The sequence below is a fragment of the Roseovarius sp. MMSF_3359 genome, from assembly GCF_030733385.1.
Taxonomy (GTDB): domain Bacteria; phylum Pseudomonadota; class Alphaproteobacteria; order Rhodobacterales; family Rhodobacteraceae; genus Roseovarius.
In genome coordinates this window covers 298,074-320,897 of sequence record NZ_JASHJC010000002.1, presented here as the reverse complement: position 1 = coordinate 320,897, position 22,824 = coordinate 298,074, and the positions used below count along the sequence as shown (strand labels likewise).

General features: G+C 61.3%; 19 protein-coding genes. 10 read left to right on the top strand and 9 right to left on the bottom strand.

What is annotated here, in order from left to right:
• Positions 1-59: 59 nt before the first annotated feature.
• From RBB29_RS04430 to RBB29_RS04415, 4 genes are all read left to right on the top strand, one after another.
• The gene (locus RBB29_RS04430) at positions 60-1,058 is read left to right on the top strand and encodes a TRAP transporter substrate-binding protein (protein WP_306112970.1); all 999 of its coding nucleotides are present in this window, start codon (positions 60-62) and stop codon (positions 1,056-1,058) included.
• 78 nt (positions 1,059-1,136) lie between these two features.
• Entirely contained in the window at positions 1,137-1,619 is a 483-nt protein-coding gene (locus tag RBB29_RS04425) for a TRAP transporter small permease (protein WP_306112969.1), read from the top strand.
• On the top strand, positions 1,616-3,007 hold the full coding sequence (locus tag RBB29_RS04420; protein ID WP_306112968.1) for a TRAP transporter large permease: 1,392 nt from the start codon (positions 1,616-1,618) through the stop codon (positions 3,005-3,007). Before RBB29_RS04425 ends, RBB29_RS04420 begins: the two co-directional genes overlap by 4 nt.
• The gene (locus tag RBB29_RS04415) at positions 3,004-5,118 is read left to right on the top strand and encodes a N,N-dimethylformamidase beta subunit family domain-containing protein (RefSeq protein WP_306112967.1); all 2,115 of its coding nucleotides are present in this window, start codon (positions 3,004-3,006) and stop codon (positions 5,116-5,118) included. Before RBB29_RS04420 ends, RBB29_RS04415 begins: the two co-directional genes overlap by 4 nt.
• A gap of 7 nt (positions 5,119-5,125) precedes the next feature.
• Here RBB29_RS04415 and RBB29_RS04410 read toward each other — a convergent pair whose 3' ends face one another.
• The 3 genes from RBB29_RS04410 to trpS all read right to left on the bottom strand — a co-directional run bounded on the left by RBB29_RS04410 (position 5,126) and on the right by trpS (position 7,763).
• Positions 5,126-5,992 (bottom strand): branched-chain amino acid aminotransferase, encoded by an 867-nt coding sequence (locus RBB29_RS04410; RefSeq protein WP_306112966.1) that lies wholly within the window; start codon positions 5,990-5,992, stop codon positions 5,126-5,128.
• 55 nt (positions 5,993-6,047) lie between these two features.
• On the bottom strand, positions 6,048-6,536 hold the full coding sequence (locus RBB29_RS04405) for a VOC family protein (RefSeq protein ID WP_306112965.1): 489 nt from the start codon (positions 6,534-6,536) through the stop codon (positions 6,048-6,050).
• A 207-nt stretch (positions 6,537-6,743) separates the two neighbouring features.
• Positions 6,744-7,763 carry a tryptophan--tRNA ligase gene (trpS, locus tag RBB29_RS04400; RefSeq protein WP_306112964.1) on the bottom strand — a complete coding sequence of 340 codons (1,020 nt, stop codon included), beginning with the start codon at positions 7,761-7,763 and terminating at the stop codon, positions 6,744-6,746.
• 73 nt (positions 7,764-7,836) lie between these two features.
• Here trpS and RBB29_RS04395 point away from each other — a divergent pair, with 73 nt between their 5' ends.
• The 5 genes from RBB29_RS04395 (at position 7,837) to RBB29_RS04375 (ending at position 13,423) form a co-directional block, all read left to right on the top strand.
• Positions 7,837-8,526 (top strand): rhomboid family intramembrane serine protease, encoded by a 690-nt coding sequence (locus tag RBB29_RS04395; RefSeq protein ID WP_306112963.1) that lies wholly within the window; start codon positions 7,837-7,839, stop codon positions 8,524-8,526.
• A 115-nt stretch (positions 8,527-8,641) separates the two neighbouring features.
• Positions 8,642-9,346, top strand: a complete 705-nt coding sequence (locus RBB29_RS04390; RefSeq protein ID WP_306112962.1) for a glutathione S-transferase family protein — start codon at positions 8,642-8,644, stop codon at positions 9,344-9,346.
• Positions 9,346-10,719 carry an L-serine ammonia-lyase gene (locus RBB29_RS04385; protein ID WP_306112961.1) on the top strand — a complete coding sequence of 458 codons (1,374 nt, stop codon included), beginning with the start codon at positions 9,346-9,348 and terminating at the stop codon, positions 10,717-10,719. Before RBB29_RS04390 ends, RBB29_RS04385 begins: the two co-directional genes overlap by 1 nt.
• Before the next feature lie 102 nt (positions 10,720-10,821).
• Positions 10,822-12,450, top strand: coding sequence for a hypothetical protein (locus tag RBB29_RS04380; protein WP_306112960.1), 1,629 nt, complete (start codon positions 10,822-10,824; stop codon positions 12,448-12,450).
• Positions 12,451-12,514: 64 nt separating this feature from the next.
• Positions 12,515-13,423 carry a DMT family transporter gene (locus RBB29_RS04375; protein ID WP_306112959.1) on the top strand — a complete coding sequence of 303 codons (909 nt, stop codon included), beginning with the start codon at positions 12,515-12,517 and terminating at the stop codon, positions 13,421-13,423.
• 10 nt (positions 13,424-13,433) lie between these two features.
• Here the strand turns inward: RBB29_RS04375 and RBB29_RS04370 are convergent, their stop codons facing one another.
• Positions 13,434-14,102, bottom strand: coding sequence for a thiamine diphosphokinase (locus tag RBB29_RS04370; protein ID WP_306112958.1), 669 nt, complete (start codon positions 14,100-14,102; stop codon positions 13,434-13,436).
• A 146-nt stretch (positions 14,103-14,248) separates the two neighbouring features.
• On the opposite strand from RBB29_RS04370, the gene RBB29_RS04365 reads away from it, so the two are divergent.
• Positions 14,249-16,627 (top strand): hypothetical protein, encoded by a 2,379-nt coding sequence (locus RBB29_RS04365; protein WP_306112957.1) that lies wholly within the window; start codon positions 14,249-14,251, stop codon positions 16,625-16,627.
• Between the two features lie 83 nt (positions 16,628-16,710).
• Here the strand turns inward: RBB29_RS04365 and RBB29_RS04360 are convergent, their stop codons facing one another.
• Genes RBB29_RS04360 through RBB29_RS04340 form a run of 5 tightly spaced genes read right to left on the bottom strand, consistent with a single transcriptional unit; the run spans position 16,711 to position 22,806 of the window.
• Positions 16,711-17,703 carry a helix-turn-helix domain-containing protein gene (locus RBB29_RS04360; RefSeq protein ID WP_306112956.1) on the bottom strand — a complete coding sequence of 331 codons (993 nt, stop codon included), beginning with the start codon at positions 17,701-17,703 and terminating at the stop codon, positions 16,711-16,713.
• A 42-nt stretch (positions 17,704-17,745) separates the two neighbouring features.
• On the bottom strand, positions 17,746-18,315 hold the full coding sequence (locus RBB29_RS04355) for a sarcosine oxidase subunit gamma (protein ID WP_306112955.1): 570 nt from the start codon (positions 18,313-18,315) through the stop codon (positions 17,746-17,748).
• On the bottom strand, positions 18,308-21,256 hold the full coding sequence (locus RBB29_RS04350; protein WP_306112954.1) for a sarcosine oxidase subunit alpha family protein: 2,949 nt from the start codon (positions 21,254-21,256) through the stop codon (positions 18,308-18,310). Before RBB29_RS04350 ends, RBB29_RS04355 begins: the two co-directional genes overlap by 8 nt.
• Positions 21,253-21,540 (bottom strand): sarcosine oxidase subunit delta, encoded by a 288-nt coding sequence (locus RBB29_RS04345; RefSeq protein WP_306112953.1) that lies wholly within the window; start codon positions 21,538-21,540, stop codon positions 21,253-21,255. The genes RBB29_RS04350 and RBB29_RS04345 overlap by 4 nt, the downstream gene beginning before the upstream one ends.
• A 15-nt stretch (positions 21,541-21,555) precedes the next feature.
• Entirely contained in the window at positions 21,556-22,806 is a 1,251-nt protein-coding gene (locus RBB29_RS04340) for a sarcosine oxidase subunit beta family protein (protein WP_306112952.1), read from the bottom strand.
• Between the last annotated feature and the right edge of the window lie 18 nt (positions 22,807-22,824).

Here is a 22,824-nt window from a genome sequence, read left to right as displayed (position 1 = left end):
TGCAACATGACCTGTGGCAATCTCGTCCGATAACAAGAAGACCAACATGGGAGAGATCAATGTCACATTTCAAAAAGGTGCCCGTCGCGGCATCCCTCTTGTCCCTCGGGCTATCGGCCCAGGTGGCGCTGGCCGAAGATGTCGTCATCAACCTTGGATATGCGGCGGCGGAGGGCAGCTCTTATTCGGTGCTGGCCAACAAGTTCGAAGAACTGGCCGAGGAGTATTCCGGCGGCACGATCGACGTCAAAGTGCGCTGCTGCGGGCAGTTGATGGGCGAGGATGAAGCGTTCAAAGCGATGCAGCTTGGCACCGTCGACATGCATGTCATCACCGGCAATAACATTTCGCCGCATTTCCCGCTGATGGATGCTTTCGTGTTGCCGTATATCTTCGAGGACAAGGACCATGCCTACCGCGTGCTCGAAGGCGATGTGGGGCAGAATTTCGCGGCGCAATTGCAGGAGGCCACCGGCGTGCATCTGCTGACCTTCGGGTTTGTCGGGGACCGCGATTTCTATAATTCGCGGAACCCGATCACCAAGATGGAGGATATGGCTGGCCTCAAGGTACGTGTGCCCAAGAACCAGGTGATGATAGACACCTTCACCGAGTTTGGCGCGGCCCCCATTCCGCTGCCCTGGGCCGATACGCCCACGGCGTTGCAGACCGGGACGGTCGAGGGTGCCGATAACGGCACCTCCTTCATCAAGTCGCAGAAATTCTACGAGATCATGCCGCATTTCACGGCGCTTGAGCATTTCACCTACTTCTCGCCGCTCTTTGCCAGTCAACGGATCATGGACAAGCTCGACGATGATCAGCGCGAGGCTGTGATGCGCGCGGCCCGCGAGGCAGGGATCTATCAGAAGGAGGAAATGACCAAGCAGGTTGATGATATCCGCGCGTTCCTCACCGGGGAGGGCGGCATGAAAACCGCCGAGTTTGACCGCACGGATTTCATCGCTGCCGGTCAGCGGGTGCAGGACAAGTACGCCGCCGACAAGGGCGATGATTTCAAGGCGCTGGTTGCCGAAATCCGCGCCGCCGCCCAATAGCCACCACTCTCCCTGAAACTTCGGGCTGCAACCGGATCGTTGCAGCCTGCTTTTCACCCGCCGCCGAGGGGATGACCCATGCTGGACAAACTTGACCGGTATTTCGAGGAAGTGCTGTGCACGATCTTCCTTTGCGTCGTGGTGGGGTCGGTCCTGATGCAGGTGCTGATGCGCTTCTTCTTTCATTCCGCCGCTGCCTGGGCCGAAGAAACGGCGGTCTATGGCATGATCTTCGCGGTTTACCTGGGGGCCACCATGGCCGTGCGGGACCGGGCGCATATCCGCATCACCCTGCTGGTTGCCCGACTGCCACGTGGCTTGCAGGTTGTCTCGGTCGTGCTGGCGGATGCGCTCTGGTTTGCCTTTGTCGTCTTTATGATCGTGCAGACCACGACCTATACGCAGCTTTTGTTCAACGTGACCTATCAAACACCGGGCCTCGGGATCGAACAACGCTGGGTGCAGATGTTCATCCCGGTATTCTTCGGCCTCATGCTGTTTCGCATTCTCCAGGTCTACTGGCGCTGGAAGAAGGATCAGTTCCGGGGGCTGCCTCTATGAACCGGGCCGAGACACGACAAACGGGCCGGGGGGTCATCCCGTCGATCATCTTCGGCCTTATGATCCTGGCCGTCGCGGCCACCTATGCGGCAGGACTTGACGGCCCGATCACGATGGCGGTGGTCTTTGTAGTGGCGATGGCCATCGGCGTGCCGATCCCCTTCGCCGCCGGGATCGCGACGGTTGCCGGGCTCTATATCGCCGATATCCCGATGACCCTGATGGCGCAGGCGGCCTGGACCGCGTTCGAGCCATTCCCGTTGGTCACGATCCCGCTTTTCGTGCTTGCCGGGCAGTTGATGGAGCAGGGCGGCATGTCCGAAAAGCTCGTCAATATCGCGCAGAAACTCGTGGGCGCCTACAAGGGCGGGCTTGGCCTTGTCACGGTTGTGGCCTGCATGTTCTTCGCCGCCCTTTCCGGCTCGGGCCCCGCGACCACCGCCGCCATCGGGTCGATCACCATTCCCGCGATGCAGGAGGAGGGGTATCGCTCGCGCTTCGCCGGGGCGATTGCTGCCGCCGCTGGCGCGCTGGGCAGCATGATCCCGCCTTCGAACCTGCTCATCATCTTCGCGCTTGTGACCGATGTATCGATCCCGCGCCTCTTTCTGGCGGGCATCGTGCCGGGCATCGTACTGGGCCTGATGCTGATGGTGGTGGTCTTCATCATCTCGGCCAGGAACGGCTATGGCGGTTCAGGCGAGAGATTCCGCTGGGGGCCGCTTCTGGAGGCGTTCTGGGAAGGCAAATGGGCTGTCTTCGCGCCGGTCATCATCCTCGGTGGCATCTACGCGGGCATTTTCACTCCGTCCGAGGCCGCAGGTGTGGCCGTGGCCTATGGCCTGTTCGTGGGGCTGTTCATCTATCGCGGGCTGACGCTGGCCAAGCTGTTCCATGCGTTCAAGTTCACCGCCATCGTGATCGGCACGGTTCTGTTCATTCTGGGTTCGACCAAGGCGTTCGGCCAGTTGGTCACCATCTTCGACATCCCCGATGCGGTGCTGGGTCTATTCCGCGGGCTGGTCGATTATCCGTGGCTGGTGATGCTCCTGATCGGGGTGTTCTACATCCTCGTTGGCATGTGGCTTGAGAGCATCCCGCAGATCATCATCTTTACCGCCGTCTTCTTCCCGCTGGTCACGAGCCTCGGCATTGATCCGGTCGTCTTTGGCATCTTCACGGTCATGACCTGCGAAATCGGGTTCCTGACCCCGCCGATCGGCGTGAACCTCTTCGTCGCCGCGCGGATCAGCAAGATCAGTATCGAGGAGATTTCCGTGGGCGTCCTGCCGCTCCTCATTCCCTACATCCTGATGATCCTATTGCTGGTCTTTTTCTCCTCCTGGGTAACATTCCTGCCCGATCTGGTTTATGGGCCAATGCGATGACTGAACCGCGAAAAAACCCGCCCCTTCTGGGCTACGTGGATCACCTGTCGGCCCGGCCCGGTGATACGCTTTCCTTCAAGGTGTCGTCGCTCTCTGAGCGGCCCTTTACCGCGCGGCTTCTCCGCTCGATCTGCGCCGATCCAAACCCTGCGGGACCGGGCATCGTTGAAGAGGACGCCTCGGCCTATTTCGCCACCCAGAGCTTTCCGTCGGTCGAGCAACCCTTTCACGGTGGCTCCTACGGGATTGGGATGGCGGAGGTGTCGGCAGCCCCCGGCGCGGCGCTCGCCCTGTCAGTGACGATTTTCCCAACCTATCGGTCGGACCAGTGTCAAACCATCCTCAACATCGGGGACTATGACCTCCATCTCGACCCGGCGGGCGCGGTGGCCCTTCAGGTCGGCGATCATCTTCTGTCGACCAAAACACCGCTGCGTCTGCGCCACTGGTACCGGATCGACGCACGGATTGCGGAGGGCAAGGTCACGCTGACCCACACCGCGCTTGGCAGCTCGCCCGACCCGGTGGTTGAGGTGACAGACACCCTGACCGAAACGCCCCCCTTGTCCGGTACACCGATCGTTGCCGCCCGGTGGCGGGATGGGGTCGCCACACACCATTTCAACGGCAAGATCGAGGCCCCTGCCATCACGGTGGACGACACGCCGGTCTGCGCCTGGGATTTCAGTCAGGACATATCGTCTTCCACCGCACGGGCCACCACAGGACCTGACCTGACACTCGTCAACTTCCCGACCCGCGCTGTGACCGGTGCAGAGTGGGATGCGTCCGAGATGAACTGGACCCACAAGCCCGCGCATTACGCGGCGATCCATTTTCATCAGGACGACATTTACGACTTCGGCTGGGAGACAGATTTTACTTTCACCATCCCCCAAGACATGCCGTCAGGTGCCTATGTCATGCGCCTTGATTGCGACGGTCATGAGGATGCCATCCTGTTTTTTGTCTGCCCGCCGCAGGGGCAGCGCAGCGCCGATTTCTGCGTCCTGGTGTCGACCTTTACCTATACGATCTACGGCAACCACGCCCGACCCGACTTCACGCCCGCATGGAAAGAAAGGTTTGCCGAATTTGACGCCTATCCGCATAACCCGGCGGAATATCCACAATATGGCCTCTCAACCTATAATTATCACTGCGACGGGTCCGGGATCAGCCATGCGTCGCATCATCGGCCGCTATTCAACCTACGACCCGGCTATATGACCTTCGGCAACACCGATTGCTCCGGCCTGCGGCATTTCCAGGCGGACAGTCACTTGCTGTCCTGGCTGCACGCCAAGGGCATTGCCTATGACGTCGTGACGGATCGCGAATTGCATCGCGAGGGGGTCTCGGCCATCGCGGGTTACAAGGCTGTGACCACCGGCACCCACCCGGAATACCACACCGCCGAAACGCTTGATGCCCTGCGGGAGTATCGCGATACCGGTGGCAACCTCATGTATCTCGGTGGCAACGGGTTCTATTGGCGCATCGCGATCCATCCCGAAAACGACAGTGTGCTGGAAATCCGGCGGGCCGAGGATGGCATTCGCGCCTGGGCCGCGGAACCCGGCGAATATTACAACGCCTTCGACGGCACCTATGGCGGGCTCTGGCGACGCAACGGGCGCGCGCCTCAGGATCTTGTCGGTATCGGGTTCGCGGCGCAGGGTGAATTCTATGGCGATCCCTACCGGCGCGTTTCGACCGATCCGGCCTATGACTGGGTGTTCGACGGGATCGAAGGTGAGGTCATTGGCGATTTCGGCTTGTCCGGCAATGGCGCGGCGGGGTTCGAGCTGGACCATATCGACCATCGTTTGGGCTCACCCGACAACATCGTGCTGCTGGCCCGTTCGGTCACCCGTGAAAACGGCTTCATGCTCGTCCCCGAAGAGCAGTTGACGCACCTGACGAACCTGACGGGTGGCCCGGAGAAAGACGCGCTGCATGCCGATATGATCTGGGCGGACTACCCGTCTGGCGGGTCGGTCTTCGCCACCGGGTCTATCACCTTCTGCGGCAGCCTGCCGTGGAACGGGTTTGACAACAATGTCTCAAGACTGCTGCAGAATGTCGTGACCAGGATGCTGGCTGACTGACCGCCCTTTACCCCGCCGACGCGGCCCAGTCCCAATACATCTCGCGCACCCGGCGGGTCATCGGACCGATCTGATAATTGGTGTCGTCAAAACCGGTGACTGGCGTGACCTTCGCCATGTTGCCCGACAGGAACACCTCATCCGCGTCGTGGAATTCATCGAACCCCATGACCTTTTCATGCACCACCACCCCATCGGCCCGTAGGTTCGTGATGTGCCGTGCCCGCGTAATGCCCGCCAGGAAGGTGCCGTTCGGGACCGGCGTGAAAACCTCGCCATCCTTGACGGCAAAGACATTCGCGGTCGCGGTCTCGGCCACATTGCCCAAGGCGTCGGCGACCAGCGCGTTGTTGAACCCTTTTTGGCGTGCCTCGGCCAGCATCCGGGCGTTGTTGGGGTAAAGACACGCCGCCTTGGCGTTCACCACCGCGTCCTCCAGCACCGGACGCCGGAACCGCGTCCGGGTCAGGGTTGTCGAGGCTTCGGGCGCGGGCATGGGGATCTCTTCAAGACAGACGGCAAAACCGGTCTCGCCGCCGTCCTTGGGGACGATGGCCGAATGTCCGCCTTCGATCGCCCAATACATTGGCCGGATATAGATGGCCGCATCTGGCGCATAGGCCTTGAGGCCCTCCTTGACGATCTCGACCATCTCTTCCGTCGTAACGCTCGGCGTGACCATCAGCGCCTCGGCTGAGGCATTGACCCGTGCGCAATGTTTGTCGAGGTCAGGCGTCAGCCCATTCGCGAGCCGCGCGCCGTCAAACACATTGCTGCCGAGCCACATACCATGATCTGCGGCCTTCATGATGGCGATGTCGCCCTCGTGCCAGGTACCTTTGAAATAGGTGCGGATGTTCTTACCAGTTGCCATGATCCCTCCCGGATTCGGCGCAGAGCCTATGCCGCAGCACGAAGGAGGTCCAGCCTCAGCGCGGGGCTTCCGCCAAAAGTTTGTCGATGTCGAGTGGACGATTGACCATCGCCAGAAATCCCTCCTCGTTTCGTGGCCAATCCGCTTCGGGGCGGTCCCGGTAAAGCTCCACCCCGTTGCCATCCGGGTCGGAGATGTAAACCGCCTCGCTCACCCCGTGGTCCGCGGCACCCTCGATGGGAATGCCCGCAGCTTTGATCCGCGCCACAGCATCTGCCAGTTGCACCCGGTCGGGATAGAGGATGGCGGTATGATAAAGCCCCGTATGCCCCTTGGGGGCTGGGGTGCCGCTAAGGCTGTCCCATGTGTTCAGGCCAAGATGGTGGTGGTACGCCCCCGCGGCCAGGAATGCCGCCTGGGCGCCGTATCGCTGCATCACGTTAAATCCCAGAACGCCACTATAAAACCCGATTGCCCGATCCAGGTCGGCCACTCTCAGGTGTACATGACCGATACGGGTTTGGGGGTGGATTGCATCTGCCATCGGATCACCTCGCTTTCTCGACAAGCAAGCTAGGCATGGCGCCCGGTCCCGGCAATTCGCTCTCTGCGCTCAGCTCCTGTGCATTACACAACAACATTGGATCATCGCGTCACGCCTGCCATAGAGCCCCCCGAGGAGGAGGCCGGAGGCCCGACGACGAGATATCCAGCGTGCGCGGCAGCGCACTCCTTTTGATAACAAAAGGGATCAGGCGCCGACCATACCGATGATCTCATAGGTCTTCTTCAGGATCGGTGCCGCGATGGCACGGGCACGATCCGCGCCATTGGCCAGGATACGATCAATTTCGCTCGGATCCTGCATCAGCCGGGACATCTCCGCCGAAATCGGCGCCATCTGCGCCACGGCAAGATCCGCCAGCACCGGCTTGAACTCGGAAAACGCCTTGCCACCCAACTCTGCCATCACCTGATCGACCGACTGGTCCGAGAGCGCCGCGTAGATGTTGATGAGGTTGCGTGCCTCGGGGCGATCCGCCAACCCGTCTGCGTCAGACGGTAGCGGTTCAGGGTCGGTCTTGGCCTTGCGGATCTTCTTCGCGATCGTGTCGGCATCGTCGGTGAGGTTGATCCGGCTCATATCCGACGGGTCCGATTTCGACATCTTCTTGGACCCGTCGCGCAGGCTCATCACCCGGGTCGCCGCGCCCTCGATCACCGGCTCGGTGATGGGGAAGAAATCGACGCCATAGTCATGATTGAACTTGGTGGCGATGTCGCGGGTCAACTCCAGATGTTGTTTCTGATCCTCTCCCACCGGCACGTGCGTCGCGTGATAGACGAGAATGTCGGCGGCCATTAGCGCAGGATAGCCAAAAAGCCCCAAGGACGCGTTCTCGGCATTCTTGCCCGCCTTGTCCTTGAACTGCGTCATGCGCTTCATCCAGCCCATGCGCGCCACGCAGTTGAAAATCCAGGCCAGTTGCGCATGTTCCGCAACCTGGCTTTGGTTGAAAAGGATGGATTTCTCCGGATCCAGACCCGACGCGATGAACCCTGCACAAAGCTCGCGTGTGGCATGGCGCAGCTTCTCGGGGTCCTGCCAGACGGTGATCGCGTGCAGATCGACCATGCAATAGATGGTCTCGATCCCCTGATCCTGCGCCTTCGCAAATCGCTTGAGCGCGCCCAGGTAATTGCCAAGGGTCAGGCCGCCCGACGGCTGGATGCCTGAGAACACGCGCGGCGTGAATGCGACCTCGGTCATTTGTCATCTCCGACTGGATTTATTCGTCCGCCTCGCTTACCCATGGGCCAAAGCCCCGTCAAGGAGAGCAGGCATGAGCAGCCCTGAAAACATCAGCCCGGTCAATCCGTTGCCGCCCGTCATCGTGGCGCTTTTCCTCCTCCTGCTCGGGATCGAACTGGTGTTCCAGATGGGCGCCAGGGGATTGGCAGGCGGCCCCGGTGCCATCGGCTGGCGCAGCTCAGCGATCCAGACCCATGGGTTCAATGCCGATATCATGGGCTGGATGCTGCAAAACGGGCAGTACCCGCGCGAGCACCTGATGCGCTTCGTAAGCTATATCTTCGTCCACGGCACCTTCACCCATGCGGCTTTTGCCGGGGCGATGCTGCTGGCGCTCGGGAAATTCGTGGGTGAGGTCTTTAGCCAATGGGCCACCCTGGCGCTTTTCCTGGCCTCGTCGATCGGCGGGGCATTGATCTATGGGTTGTTGTCCGCGCAGGGGCAGCCCTGGCTTGTCGGGGCGTTCCCGGGCGTCTACGGGCTGATCGGCGGGTTCACCTACCTGATGTGGCTGAAGCTGGGGCAGATGGGTGCGCAACAGGCGCGCGCCTTTTCGCTGATCGGATTCCTCCTGGCGCTGCAACTGATCTTCGGCCTGCTTTTTGGCAGCAATGGCGAATGGCTGGCGGATGTGGGCGGCTTTGCCTTCGGCTTTCTCCTGTCCTTCTTTTTGGCACCCGGTGGCTGGGCCAAGATCCGGGCGCGTATCCGGCGACACTAGGGTCAGGCCGTTTGGCCAGCCTTCAAGGCGCATGGCGTCGTGATCTCATGAAGATTTGGCCCTGAAGGGTCGCTTTCTGGCGCGTCGTTGCTCGCATCGCGCCTAATGTCAGGGCATGTCAAAACCCTATCGCCTGCATTATGCCCCCGACAACGCCTCCCTGATCGTCCGGCTTGTTCTGGAGGAGATGGAGCAACCTTATGAAACCGTCCTGGTGGATCGACGGGCCGGCGCACATAAGTCCCAAGGCTATCGCAAGCTCAATCCCGCCGGGCTGATCCCGGTATTGGAAACGCCGGACGGGCCGATTTTTGAAACCGGCGCCATTCTCCTCTGGCTGGCAGACCGCCATGGCCTTATGGCGCCTGCGCCGCAGCTGGCCGACCGGGCGGATTTCCTGAAATGGCTCTTTTTCACGTCCAATACCCTGCATGCCGGCATGCGGATGCTGTTTTACCCGGAGCAGTATATTGGTCCCGATCCAACCCGGCAGGCCGATCTGCGCCTTCACATGCAAGGTGAGATGCGCCGCCACCTCTCGGCGCTGGATGCGTTCGCCGGAGAGAGCCCACCGTGGTTTGGCGCCACGGCCCCGTCGGTCCTTGATTTCTATGTTGCCTGCCTGCTGCGCTGGATGGTCTTGTACCCCAAGGGTGGCTCGGGCTGGTTCGATCTGGCATATTGGCCGCATTTACAGGCGTTGGCGGCGCGTCTGGAGCCTTGCGTCAGCGTCAAACGTGCCATAGATGCCGAGGGTCTCGGGCCGTCCCCATTTACGGCGCCGGTTTATGCCATTCCGCCAGAAGGGTCTGTTACCTGATGTTCCTGTCTGTCTTCGATATGTTCAAAGTGGGCATCGGCCCGTCCTCGTCGCACACGATGGGGCCCATGGTCGCCGCCGCCCGGTTCCTGGACAAGATGCGTGCGGCGCCATTCGAATGCCATGGCGTCAAGGGCTCCCTGCATGGATCGCTGGCCTTTACCGGCGTGGGCCATGCCAGCGATCGGGCAACCATCCTTGGCCTCGCAGGTTTCGTGCCGGACACCTATGACAACGACAAGGCCGAGGCCACGCTCGAACAGATCCGCGAGACCCATACGGTGCATCCCGCGGGGTTGCCGGAGTTGAATTTCAACCCGAAAGAAGACCTGCTCTTTGATTTTGGTCCCAACCTGCCGGGCCACGCCAACGGGATGATCCTGATGGCCACGGACAAGCAGGGCGACGTGATCCTGCAGGAGACATATTACTCCATCGGTGGCGGCTTCGTGATGACCGAGGCCGAACTGGCCGCGGGCCGCAATACTGATGAGGGCGAACCGGTCCCCTATCCGTTCAAATCCGCCGCCGAGATGCTGGAGATGGCCGAAACCTCGGGCAAGAGTATTGCCGAGATGAAAAAGGCCAACGAACATGCCCGCGGTGGTCCCGAAAGCCTCCGGTCCGGGGTGGCGCGCATCTGGCAGGTGATGGACGATTGCATCGAACGCGGCATGCATTCCGACGGTATCCTGCCCGGCGGGTTGAACGTTAAACGCCGCGCAAAAGGCATTCGCGATGCGCTGATCGATGAGCGGGGCACGAACCTTAATGCGCCGCACAAGATCAACGACTGGATGAGCGTCTATGCCATGGCCGTGAACGAGGAAAACGCGGCCGGAGGGCAGGTCGTGACCGCGCCCACGAACGGCGCGGCGGGGGTCGTGCCGGCGGTTATCAAGTACTGGCTCGAGCATGTGCCGGGCGCCTCGGAGGCGCAGATCGAGGATTTCCTCCTGACTGCGGCGGCCATCGGCGGGCTGGTCAAGTTCAATGCGTCGATCAGTGGCGCCGAAGCCGGGTGTCAGGCAGAAGTGGGGTCTGCATCGGCGATGGGCGCTGCCGGTCTGGCGGCGGTTCTGGGTGGCACACCGGAGCAGATCGAAAACGCCGCTGAAATCGCGCTGGAGCATCACCTGGGCATGACCTGCGACCCGGTCAAAGGGCTGGTGCAGGTGCCGTGCATCGAACGCAACGGGCTTGGCGCGATCAAGGCGGTGAGCGCCGCGTCGCTTGCGCTGCGGGGCGATGGCACCCATCTTGTACCGCTCGACGCCTGTATCGAGACCATGCGTCAGACTGGCGCCGACATGAGCGAAAAGTACAAGGAAACGTCGCTGGGCGGGCTCGCGGTCAACGTCCCAAACTGCTGATCTACGGTGGAATTCGCCAAATTTCCTCGGTCCGGTCAAAATTTCGCCGGGAAATACACGTGTCGTTCGTTCAAGTTTTATTTGAATTGAGGACATCGTGTCATGCGGTTGATCTTTTCGCTATTCGCCCTGCCATTCTGGGTGTTTCTGGCCGCCGCCGGGGGCCTGCTTTACCTTGCAGAGTTGAGCCATCGCGACACGCTTGCGCAAAATGAGGAAATGGCGCGCGCCCTTGCAGGGCCACCGCCGGACACTGTCAGCCTTGCCGAGTTTTCGCGGCAGAATGATATCGGTCTCGCCGACGAGGTGTCGGTTCAGGGCGTGATCAACCCGGCCTACAATTATGAACTGACCAAGAAGCGCAAGGGGCGCGACACGACGCGCTTCATGTATGTGCTCTTCGATGCGTCTGATCCCGAAGAGAGCAAGGTCGCACGAGGCGCGCTTGTCCTGTCTGCCGCGGAAAAGGACAAGTTCGTTGACGAATACTACGTCGAAAACGCCGAGCTTGGCATTGGCGCCGCGGGTTTCATCAGCGTCGTGACGTTGAATGGTGTGGCGGAAAACTCCTCTGATCTCACGTCGCTGGTCAATGATGCGTTTGATGAACAGAACCTCACCAAGTCCGCTGATTTCATCTATATCGAACCCTTTCTTGAGGGGCGCGAGGTCGGCCTGACGCCAACCATGTCCGCCGACGAGATGCGCAACATCATCCGCGGTGTCGCCTTGGTGGTGGGATTGATCGGGCTGGTGAAACTTGCCTTGCGCCGCCGCCGGAAGCCTGTCACGCCCGCGCCGGCAGAGGCCGCTTTTGCAATGGACACTGCCCCGATCTCCGCGGGACAGATCAAACCCGCTGGCCAAGCATTGGCTGAGCCAGAGGCGCCCGCGGCATCGCCTGAGTCAAAGCCGAAAAAAACATTTCCGATCAAGGCGGTGGCAGTCATCGCCTTGCTTGCCGCGGCGATCTATTCGGGGCATCTGGCCTATGTAGCGGTCGCCGCACTTCTGGCGTTACAATTCCTGGCCGTCAAGAAGACGCGCCACCTGATTACGGGCGTCTTGGCCAAGGTGACTGGCCGGGGTGCGACAGACAATACTTCCGAGGAAAAGATCATGGATAAAGTCCAGGACGCCGTACGTGATGACATGGTGGCGCAAGAAGAGGCGGCGGGTGTTTCCGATCCCGAACTGGCGCCTGTCAAACCCGCGAAACGCGGCCTCTCGCTTCCTTTTCTGAAGCGTGGTGAGGAGACCGAAGTAGCGCCGCAGCCCGATGAGGTGCAGATGCGGCCGGATGAGGCGACCGCCCCCAAACGTGGTTTCTCGTTGCCTCTGCCGGGTCTGCGCCGTGGCCCGAAGGACGAGATCACCGCGAAAACCGACACTGTTTCGGCCAAGACCGTGCCGGTGGACGATGCGCAGACCGAAAAACCGAAACGCGGTTTCTCACTCCCGCTTCCATCGCTGCGGCGCAAGTCCCAAGCGGATGACGACGTATCCACCGCCGCGCCCTCGACGGTGAAAAAGCCGCGGAAAAAGGACGCGTTCCAGGCGGAAGAACTCTTTGCGTCGGATGAGACTGCCGAAGCGCAGGGCATTTCCGAAAAGGTACAGCTTTTCATGGCGCGGATGACACCAGCGGAGCGGCAACCCAAGGCATTCGCAGGCCGCCCCGATCCTTTCGACAGGTTGGCTGCCGAAGTGGAGCGCACAGCCGCGCGTTGAGCGCAGAAGACACACCCGATATTCGCTGATTGCCAAAACGTGGCGGCGCGCATAGCGTCGCCGCATGGGCAGGGATCACACCCTTTACGGTATTCTTCTGATGGTGGGGTTTTCGCTGATTGCCCCGCTGATGGACAGTATGGCCAAGCTGATCGGCGATGCGGTCGCCGTGGGACAGATCGCAGCCACACGGTTTGCGGTTCAAAGTGCGCTGCTGCTGCCGCTGGCGGCTTTGATGGGATGGCTTCACCGGCCTGATCGGACCGAACTGGGCCTGCATCTGGTGCGCTCGGTCTTGTTGATGGTGGCAACCGCGTTCTTTTTCACCGCCGTGCGGTTCATGCCGATTGCCGACGCCATCGCGATCTTCTTTGTTGAACCGTTCATCCTGACGCTCCTGGGTGGCTGGCTCCTGGGCGAGCAGGTCGGCCCGCGCCGTTATATCGCCTGCGCCGTGGGGTTCGGTGGCGCACTCCTGATTATTCAGCCGAGTTTTCAAGAGCTTGGCGCAGTTGCCTTACTGCCGCTGGTGACGGCGCTCTGCTTTGCCTTCTACATGATCCTGACCCGGCGAATGGCCACACGCATGCACCCGATCACGCTGCAGGTCTATACCGGTCTGGCGGCGCTCGTGGTGGCGGTGCCGGTGCTTTGGTCCTTCAACGGCGGCGGTATCGGCCCGCTCGACCCAAGTTGGCCGGAAGCGCGCGAGCTGAAACTCCTGGCGGCCCTGGGCCTCATCGCGACGATCAGCCATGTCTGCATCAGCTTCGCTTTGTCGCTGGCACCCGCCTCGGTGCTTGCGCCTCTGCAATATATCGAAATCGTCGGCGCGACCTTCTTTGGCTTCTATATCTTCGGGGATTTGCCCGATGCCCTGACTTTCGTGGGGATCGCCTTGATCGTCGGCTCCGGGCTCTACGTTTTCGTGCGTGAACGCGCCATGCAACGTCGCCCGACCCCTGCGCCTTGAACCTCGCGGATCAGTCCCAGGAAGAGACCGTTTCCAGAAGAGCCCCGGCAACCGCCTCCAGCGTGTCATGCGGCAAGATCACCAGCATCTTGGGCGCGGTCATGGTGAGGAAGACCGGGCCGGTGGTCCGGTTCGACGTTCCCACCCGACCATCGGGTGCGAAATTCAGCCCGGCGATCGGCCAGTGCAACCCGTCCGAGATACCTTCGACAGCCCCCATTGGGAAAAGCGACAGGGCCGTACCGGTCGGCAAGTCCAGGCGCAGCGACGGTGGACACAGGAAAGCGAGGTCAAGATCACCCATGAGGACGCAGCGTTGCGTCGGGTGCCGCACCAGCGTGTTGAACGCCGCCAGTTGATGGTCGAGGCGCGCGCCGGAAAAACCGACGCCGATGATAAGGGGCGCGTTGATGTTGCCCAGGCATTTATCGAAATCGGTGCTGTCCTGATCCGCAACCGGATGCTGATGCGTGGGCGGAATCACATCGCGGGCCGATTCGCTGATCGAGTCGAAATCACCGATTACGGCGTCGGGCGTCACGCCGTGGATCAGCGCGGCATCGGCGCCCCCATCTGCCGCAACGATCCCCGGCGCCAGCGCCAAAGCACGCTCAAGCCCTTGATTGTTTACCTCTGCGCCACCAATCAGGGTGACAGGATGAGATTGTTGAACGATCATTTTTTCCCCGAAATTAACGGCTATTTATCGAAGAGAACACATTCTCGCCACAAAATGGTACGGTAAAACACAAAGAATCGGGCGGCTTTCGTCCCGAGGATGATGGTAAACACCGTCTTTGCAGGCAAAGCAAAGCGAGCGACAAAATGGTTAATACAAGTAAAATTCTTACGGTCTCCTATGGCACCTTCTCGTGTACGCTTGAGGGGTTTGACGATTCATTCGAAACGATGAAGGCGATTGCCGAGTATTTCCGGGATCTGGCAGCGGATGACCGCTATTTTGGTGCGGAGCCGCCGACCCCGGATGCGGACATGCTGGCTCGTATTGCCGAACGTGAAATCGCGCGTCGGGTGGAAGCCCACGAAGAGCAGGGCAAGATTGTTCTGCGGGCCGAAGACGCCCCAGCACTTGCGGCGGCGGCAGATGCCGCGCTGAGCGAACCCGCGGCTGCCCCTGCACCCGTTGCGCCGCAGGTCGACGAGATCGAAGAACCGGCCGAAGAAATGTCTGAGGAAGCGGTCGCCGAAGCGCCCGTCGAAGAAACCGAAGAGCCTGTCGACGAAGAACCAGTGGTTGAAGAGCCTGCCGCCGAAGCGCCTGCAGCAGAAGAGGTTGTGGAAGCCGAACAGGAAGAGGTTGAGGCGGTCGAAGAGACCGTGACGCCGGAACTCCTAGCAGACGAGGTCGCAGAAGACGCTGTTGATCTGTCGCCGGCTATGGCGTCCGACACCGTATCGGAAGATGATGCACCCGCCGAGATGGAGGCCGAGCCCGAAGCCGCCGTAGATCTGAGCGCGGACGCGAGTGAGGAGACGGTTGCGGAAGATATTGCTTCTGAACAACCGGACGACGAAGACGTCATCCCCTCGGAAGAGGCGTTTTTCCAGAATTCACCACAGCCCGATGCGCCCGCGTTCTACGAGGGTGAAGAGGCAGAGACGCCGGTTGCTGATTCTGACAGCGTAGCCGCCAAGCTAAGCCGTATCCGGTCAGTCGTGTCGCAAAACGATCAGTCCTACGAGGCTGATGACTACAGCGAAGATGAACACGCTCAGGATTTCCTGAACGAGGCCGCCGCCGATCTTGATGCGGCTCTTGCGGTCGATGATGCCGCAGAACTTGAGGCGGAAGACCAGTCCGAAGATCAGCCGCTGTCCGATGCGGAGCTGCTGAAATCGCTTGCAGGGAAGCGCGCCCGCGAGATCGAGGAATTGTCCGCGGCGCCCGCGGAAGAGCCCGAAAACGACGAGATGCCGGTTCTGGACGAAGCCGATGCCGAAGATGGCCTGGAAGATACGCTTTCGCAGCTTCTGGCGGACTCCATTTCCGCAGAGGATGAGGCGGAAAGCGTCGAAATCACATCTGAAGAAACACCTGCTGATGAGGCGATCACCGAGGACGCACCGATCGAAGCTCTCTCGGGCGAGGACGCCCTTGAGGAAGAGGCGGCTGAGCACGAAGAAGTTGCAGATCTTGTCGTCGATGAGGAAGATGCGGCGTCTGATGACGATGCAACGCATGATCCTGTCAACGCGCGCGTCATCAAGATGTCGAACGAAGATTTCGAAGCGGCTCTTTCCGAAAGCATGGCGGAGGAAAATGCCGACGCTGCGGCCAGTGAAGAGGTCACAGAAGACCTGCTAAGCCCTGAGCAGGAAGAAGATCTGCAACGCGCATTGGCGCAAGTCGAGGCGGATCTGCCTGCTGCGGAAACTGGTGAAGACGACGCTATCGCCACGGATGACATGGACGTCGATACCGAGGTCGACCTTGCCGAGAATGCGGAAACGGCGGATGCAGAAGAAGAGGCAGCCCCTGCGGCAGCTCTTGAAGGGCGGCATAAGTTCGATGCGGCGGACGGCAATTCGGATATCGAACGGATTTTCGACGAGGCCGACAGCCAGCTCGAAAAACCAGAGTCGAACCAGCGCCGCAGTGCCATCCAGCATTTGCGTGCCGCTGTAGCCGCAACCCGTGCCGAAAAGAAGGCCGGGGCGGATCTTCAGAAGAATGTGGACGACGCGCCCTATCGCAGTGATCTGGCCAGTGTGGTTCGCCCCCGCCGACCCAGCACGACCGATGGCGCGCGTTCAGAACGCCCTTCTGAGAGCCGTCCTGCGCCTTTGAAACTGGTGGCGGAACAGCGTGTGGATACGGACCAGGCACCGGTCCGTCCGCGCCGCGTATCCGCTGCGGTCGAGCAGGCCGAGAAATCGGAAACTGCGGAGGCATCGGATAGCAACTTCACCGAATACGCCCGTGAAATGGGGGCCACCCAGTTGCCGGAACTGTTGGAAGCCGCTGCCGCCTACATGTCCGATGTTGAAGGCCGCGCGCAATTCTCGCGCCCAATGCTGATGCACAAGCTGCAAGAGGTCGAGAAAGAGAACTTCTCACGCGAGGATGGCCTACGCTCTTTCGGCAAGCTGCTGCGCGACGGCAAGATCCAGAAGATCAAGGGCGGCCGCTTCACCGTAACCGATGAAACGGAATTCCGGGGCGAAGCCCGCCACGCGGGATAACGCCGCTCCCTATTGAAAAAGTAGACCCCCGGGAACAGGATTTCCGGGGTCTTTTCTTGAGGTTCCGGGATTTCGATCGGTGTTCAGGATCGCAAAATGCCGCCAAACGCATGCTGGCGGACCTGGCCGGGCAGCTCACCATATTTTTCGATGAACCACTTCTTCATCAAGGTCACGTTTGAAAATCCGCAAGCCACCGAGATTTCGTTCAGCGGCATGGAGGTCTGCGCCAGAAGGCTCCGGGCGCGGTCCAGCCGCAGGTCGCGGTAGACCTTCAGCGGCGTCTGGTTAAGCAGGTCGCGAAATCCGCGTTCCAGTTTGCGCGGCGATACGTCCAGGATTTCCGCAATCTGTCCCACGCTGAGTGTGTCTTCCAAGTGGTCGAGCATGATCTTGAGCGCGTCGCTGATGACCAGGTTGCCCTGCGCCAGACGCTTGTAGCGCCAGTGTTCCGCCTTGCCGATATCTTCGTCCGGGTCGCTGAGGCCCAGGTATTTCGTCAACGTGGCACGGGTAAATTCGCCGTCGCGCGCGCCCACCAGTTCAACCATCATCCGGATCGCGGCGGCGGGACTGACCGCACTGCTGAGGGCCTTGTGATGGCATGTCGCGCCTTCGGTCAGCTCCAAAGTCCGGCCCGTTTCCCGCACGCCGGGGCGGAAATTGGGATGAACCGAAAGCTGCTTAGTGCCAAGGACACCGGCGGCCAGGGGAACGAAGACGGCAGAGCCGACGATGCAGACGCGCGCCGCATTCCGGATGCAGGCCCGCAGGTCGAGCAGGTGTTCCTGCGAGGGTCGCCAGGGATTCTCGACCCCACCGACCAGGACCAAGGTCTGTTCCGGGCCGCAGATTGGCCCGTCGGCCAGACACGCCTCGCCCGTGTAATGGGTCCAGCGATAGCCCTCCTCGCCGGTCAACCGGTTGGCGGATCGCAACACGTCAATGCAGGCCTCGGCCGCGAAGGCCACGCTGGCGTCTTGTGACAGAAACACGAAATCCCCGGAAAGACTGCGCCGGCAATGCATCGCCGAAGGAACGGGGGTCTGGTTGGTGTTCAGCGTATCAAGATACATCGTGGTTTCCCTTCTCTGGCGTTGTCGAACCGGGGCTGATCCTCATGCGGTATTGTGGATGGACGTTTCGACCGCGTGCAGAAATGACTTGGCGGATGAGCTTGCGGAGAGCAGCAGGAACGCATCGCCGCCCGTGCGGATGATGAGCGTGCCCAGGTGTTCCATCGACGTCCGTGCGGCATCCCCGTCGGCAAAGGCATCCGCATGCAGGTCGATGGGGCAGATCCGCTCCAGCGCCGTGCGCGCCTTCGCACCGGAGATCTCAAGCGCGCTCCATACGTCCGTCTGATCCGTGGTGTAGGCCGCGCCCTTCAGTTTTTCGGCGACGTGAGGTTCGGCATCGGGTGTGGCATGGGTAAAGATCACGAATGCCGCATCCGATGACAGCCGGACCAGACGGGCCAATCCGTCCTTGGACAGAACCGATTTGCCCGGCGCGGGCAGGGCGGCGCCATAGGCGGATTTGATCGCCTTTTCGGCAGCGACCTCGCCCCCAAGCGGTAAAGCGATGGACACAATGGCCAGATCGACCGGCGCGCCCAGTTTGACGCCATCAAAGCTCTGGTCATACCCGGCAAGTGGCGGGGCGGAGGTAAGCGTGAACTCAGGCACGGAGGCGTTCTCCTTCGGGGTCGATGAAATGCGCCGATACGATTTCGACGTCCATTTCCGTGTCATGGATCGGGCTTACGGCGCGGACGATTTCGCCCATGCGCTCGTGACCGGATTTGATGAACCCGAGACCGATGGAATGACCGAGCGAGGGCGAGTAGGCGACCGACGTCATCCAGCCCTGATCGTTGGCCATCTTGGCCTCGTCATCTTTGTTGATGAAATGCGACCCCGCGATCAGCTTCAGGCTCCGGTCCACCGGCCGGAAACCCACCAGGCGGATCGCATCATCGCGGTTCATCTCCGGGCGCTGTGACAGGGTCTTGCCGATGCAGTCCTTCTTGGCCGAAACCATTCCGCCGAGGCCGAGGTTCAGCGCCGTGGTCTGACCGTTCAACTCGTTGCCCGCCGCATGGCCCTTTTCGATGCGCATGACGCCAAGAGCCTCGGTGCCGTAGGGTACGGCATCGAATTCTTCCCCGGCCTGCATCAGGACGCCCATCATAGAGTTACCAAACCGGGCTGGCACGGCGATTTCATAGGCGAGCTCGCCCGAGAAAGAGATCCGGAAGAGGCGCGCAGGCGTGCCGCCGCAGACGGTGACTTCACCGCAGGCCATGAACGGGAAGGCCTCGTTCGAGATATCATGTGCCTCGTCCACCACCTTGCGCAGCAGGTTGCGCGCATTGGGTCCCGCCACGGCGAACTGCGCCCAGCCATCGGTGGTTGAGATCAGGTGCACGTCCATGTCCGGGCAGAGGCATTGGCGCACGAATTCCATCCGGCGGAAAACCAGGACCGCATTGGCGGTGGTGGTGGTCATGACGAAGTGATTTTCGCTCATCCGCGCCGTGGTGCCGTCGTCATAGCAAATGCCATCCTCGCGCAGCATCAACCCGTAACGGACCTTGCCAACGGGCAATTTGCCGAAGGCGTTGGCATAGACCACGTTCAGGAATTCGGCGGCATCCTTGCCCTGAATATCGATCTTGCCCAGCGTGGTCACGTCGCAGATGCCGACCGATTTACGGGTCATCAGCGCCTCGCGATCCACGCTGTCGCGCCAGCCCTGCTCGCCGGGTCGGGCGAACCATTGCGCGCGCAGCCAGTTGCCGACCTCGACAAAGGTGGCGCCGTTCTTTTCGGCCCAGTCATGCGAAGGCGTCAGGCGGTAGGGCCGGAAATCCTTGCCACGGGCGCGCCCGCCGAGCGCACCCAAGGGGATGGGCGTGTAAGGCGGGCGGAAGATCGTCGTGCCGGTCTCGGGGATCGACTTGCCAGTGCATTCCGCCATGATCGCAAGCGCCGGGATATTCGCGGTCTTGCCCTGATCCGTGGCCATGCCAAGGGTGGTGTACCGCTTGAGATGCTCGACGGAGCGGAAGCCTTCGCGATAGGACTGCTTGATGTCCTTGACGGTCACATCGTTTTGCTGATCGACCCAGGCGCGGTTCTTGCTTTCGCCAACATGCCACATCGGCGCGCAATCGCGCGGCTCGTCCTCGGCCTTGGGGGCGGCTTTGCGGGAGGCGGTAAAGCCCAGATCCTTGATCTGTTCATTCGCGACGCTGCGCCCTTCGGCCAGCGCGGCGGCCAGGGTCATAGAGCCGTTCGCGGCGCCAGCAACGGCCATGCCGGCGGGCAGGTCGGCACCGGGGACAAAGGCGCTCAGGTCGTCGCGCCATTCGGGGCGGCCCCGTTGATGGCAGGTCAGGTGGACATTGGGGTTCCACCCGCCCGACACCGCCAGACAATCGGCCGGGATCACCTGACCGCTGGTCAGGGTGACGGATTTCAGTCCCTTGCGTCCGACCGTGTCCATCACGGCGGCATTGCGGATATGGCGCGCACCGGGAACATCGCAGACGGCGGGGGCATCGCGTGTGTCGATGATGGTCGTCACATTGACGCCCTTGCCCGCGAGATCGGATGCGGTGCGCCAACCGTCGTCGTTATTGGTGAAAACCGCGACCTCCTGGCCGGGCGTCACGCCGAAACGGTTTACATAAGTGCGCACAGCACCCGCCAGCATGATGCCAGGCCGGTCATTATTGCCGAATGCGATGGGGCGCTCGGTCGATCCGGCGGCAAGCACCGCGCGTTTCGAGTAAATCCGCCAGAGCACCTGACGCGGTTTGCCATCGGCGCTGGCCAGGTGGTCCGTACAGCGTTCCAGCGCGCCATAGATCCCGTGATCGTACGCGCCATAGATCGTCGTGCGCGTCATGATCCGCACATTGTCCATCGCGGCAAGCTCGGCAATCGCCTGCGCGGCCCAATCGGCGCCGCTCATGCCATCGACCTCGAGCGTTTCGGCGTTGAGCCGTCCGCCAGGGGTGAAATCCTCGTCGGCGAGGATCACCCGCGCGCCGCTGCGCCCGGCGGCCAGAGCGGCACTCAGACCCGAGGGGCCTGCGCCAATCACCAGCAGGTCGCAGTGGATGAAGCCTTTGTCATAGCTGTCGGGGTCGTCCTTCATCGACAGGCTGCCGAGGCCGGCGGATTTGCGGATCACCGGCTCATAAAGCTTTTCCCAAAACGCCTTGGGCCACATGAAGGTCTTGTAATAGAACCCCGCGCCGAGGAAACGTGACATCAGGTCCGTCACCGCCATCAGGTCGTATTCCAGCGATCCGCGATGGTTTTGGCTGGTCGCTTTCAACCCGTCGAAAAGCTCGGTCACCGTGGCGCGGGTGTTGGGCTCCTGATGGGCGCCGCTGCGCAATTGCACGAGGGCGTTGGGCTCTTCGCTGCCGCTGGTCAGGATGCCGCGCGGACGGTGGTACTTGAACGACCGCCCCACGAGGCGCTGACCGTTTGCCAGAAGCGCCGAGGCCAGCGTATCCCCGGCAAAGCCGCGCATATGTTTGCCGTTGAAGGTGAACTTCACCTCCTTAGAGCGATCAACCTGACCGCCGTCGATCCGGTTCACTTGAGTCATTTGCTGCGTCCCCGGGCGCGCGCCACATCGCGGGCCATTTCTACCTTGGTGATTTCATGTGTCAGCGTGTTGCGCGTCACGACAAGCCATGAACGGTCGCCCTGTTCGTGATACCACAGCTCCTGGTGTTCGCCCGCCGGGTTGTTACGCAAGTATCCGTATTCATAGAACTTTTCCGTGGCGTTTTCGTCCTGCCAATCGGGCCTGTCGATCAGGCTGGCATCGCCCAGATAGATAAATTCTGCGGCGTCGCGAGGGCCAAGATGCGGATGGTTGATGATCATGTTCCTGTCCCTCCGTCAGTGCAGGTTGGGCTGATTGCCCTGACCTTTTTCGTCGATGATATGGCCGCGCTTGAAGCGGTCGAGGCGCATTTCGGTGGCCACCGGATGCGGCGTGTCACGGGCCAGCAGATGCGCGTAGCAATAGCCGCTTGCCGGGGTCGCCTTGAAGCCGCCGTAACACCAACCGCCGTTGAAATAGAGACCGCCGATATGGGTCTTGTCGATGAAGGGCGAGCCATCCATCGACATGTCCATGATCCCGCCCCAGGACCGCAGGAGCCGGGCGCGTCCGATCATCGGCATGATCGCCATGCCGCCCTCGGCGACGTCCTCGACCACCGGCAGGTTGCCGCGTTGCGCATAGGTATTATAGCCGTCGATATCGCCGCCAAAGACCAGCCCACCCTTGTCGGACTGACTGACATAGAAATGCCCTGCGCCGAATGTGATGACACCCGGAAGCACGGGTTTCAGCCCTTCCGAGACAAAGGCCTGCAGCACATGGCTTTCGATCGGCAGGCGCATCCCCGCCATCGCCGCGACGCGACCGGACGAGCCGGCGACACACATCGCGACCTTCTTGGCCCGGATCGGCCCGCGCGAGGTCTGCACACCGCGGCAAACGCCGTTTTCAATGTCGATGCCGGTGACTTCGCAATTCTGGATGATGTCGACACCGCGGCTGTCGGCACCGCGCGCATAGCCCCAGGCGACCGCATCATGGCGCACCGTGCCGCCGCGCCGTTGATAAAGCCCACCCTTGATCGGGAAACGCGCGTTGTCGAAGTCGAGGAAGGGCAACTCGCGCCGCAGCTGTGCCTCGTCGGCATATTCCGCATCTGCGCCCGCCAGGAACATCGCGTTGCCGCGCCGGATAAACGCATCGCGCTGCGCGTCCGAGTGTACCAGATTGAGGATCGACCGCTGCGAAATCATCGCGTTGTAATTGAAGTCCTGCTCAAGGTTTTCCCAGAGTTTCATCGAAAATTCGTAGAAGGGTTCATTCCCGGGCAGCATGTAGTTTGAGCGGATGATGGTTGTGTTCCGCCCGATATTGCCCGACCCGAGCCAGCCCTTTTCCAGGACAGCCACGTTGGTCAGCCCGTATTCCTTGGCCAGATAATACGCCGTGCTCAGCCCATGCCCGCCGCCGCCGATGATGACAATGTCATATTCCGGTTTCGGGTCCGGTTCACGCCAGACCGGCTTCCAACCCTTGTTGCCGGTGAGCCCTTGTGTGAAGATCTTGAAAGCTGAGTAGCGCATGTGCCAACGGTCCCTGAA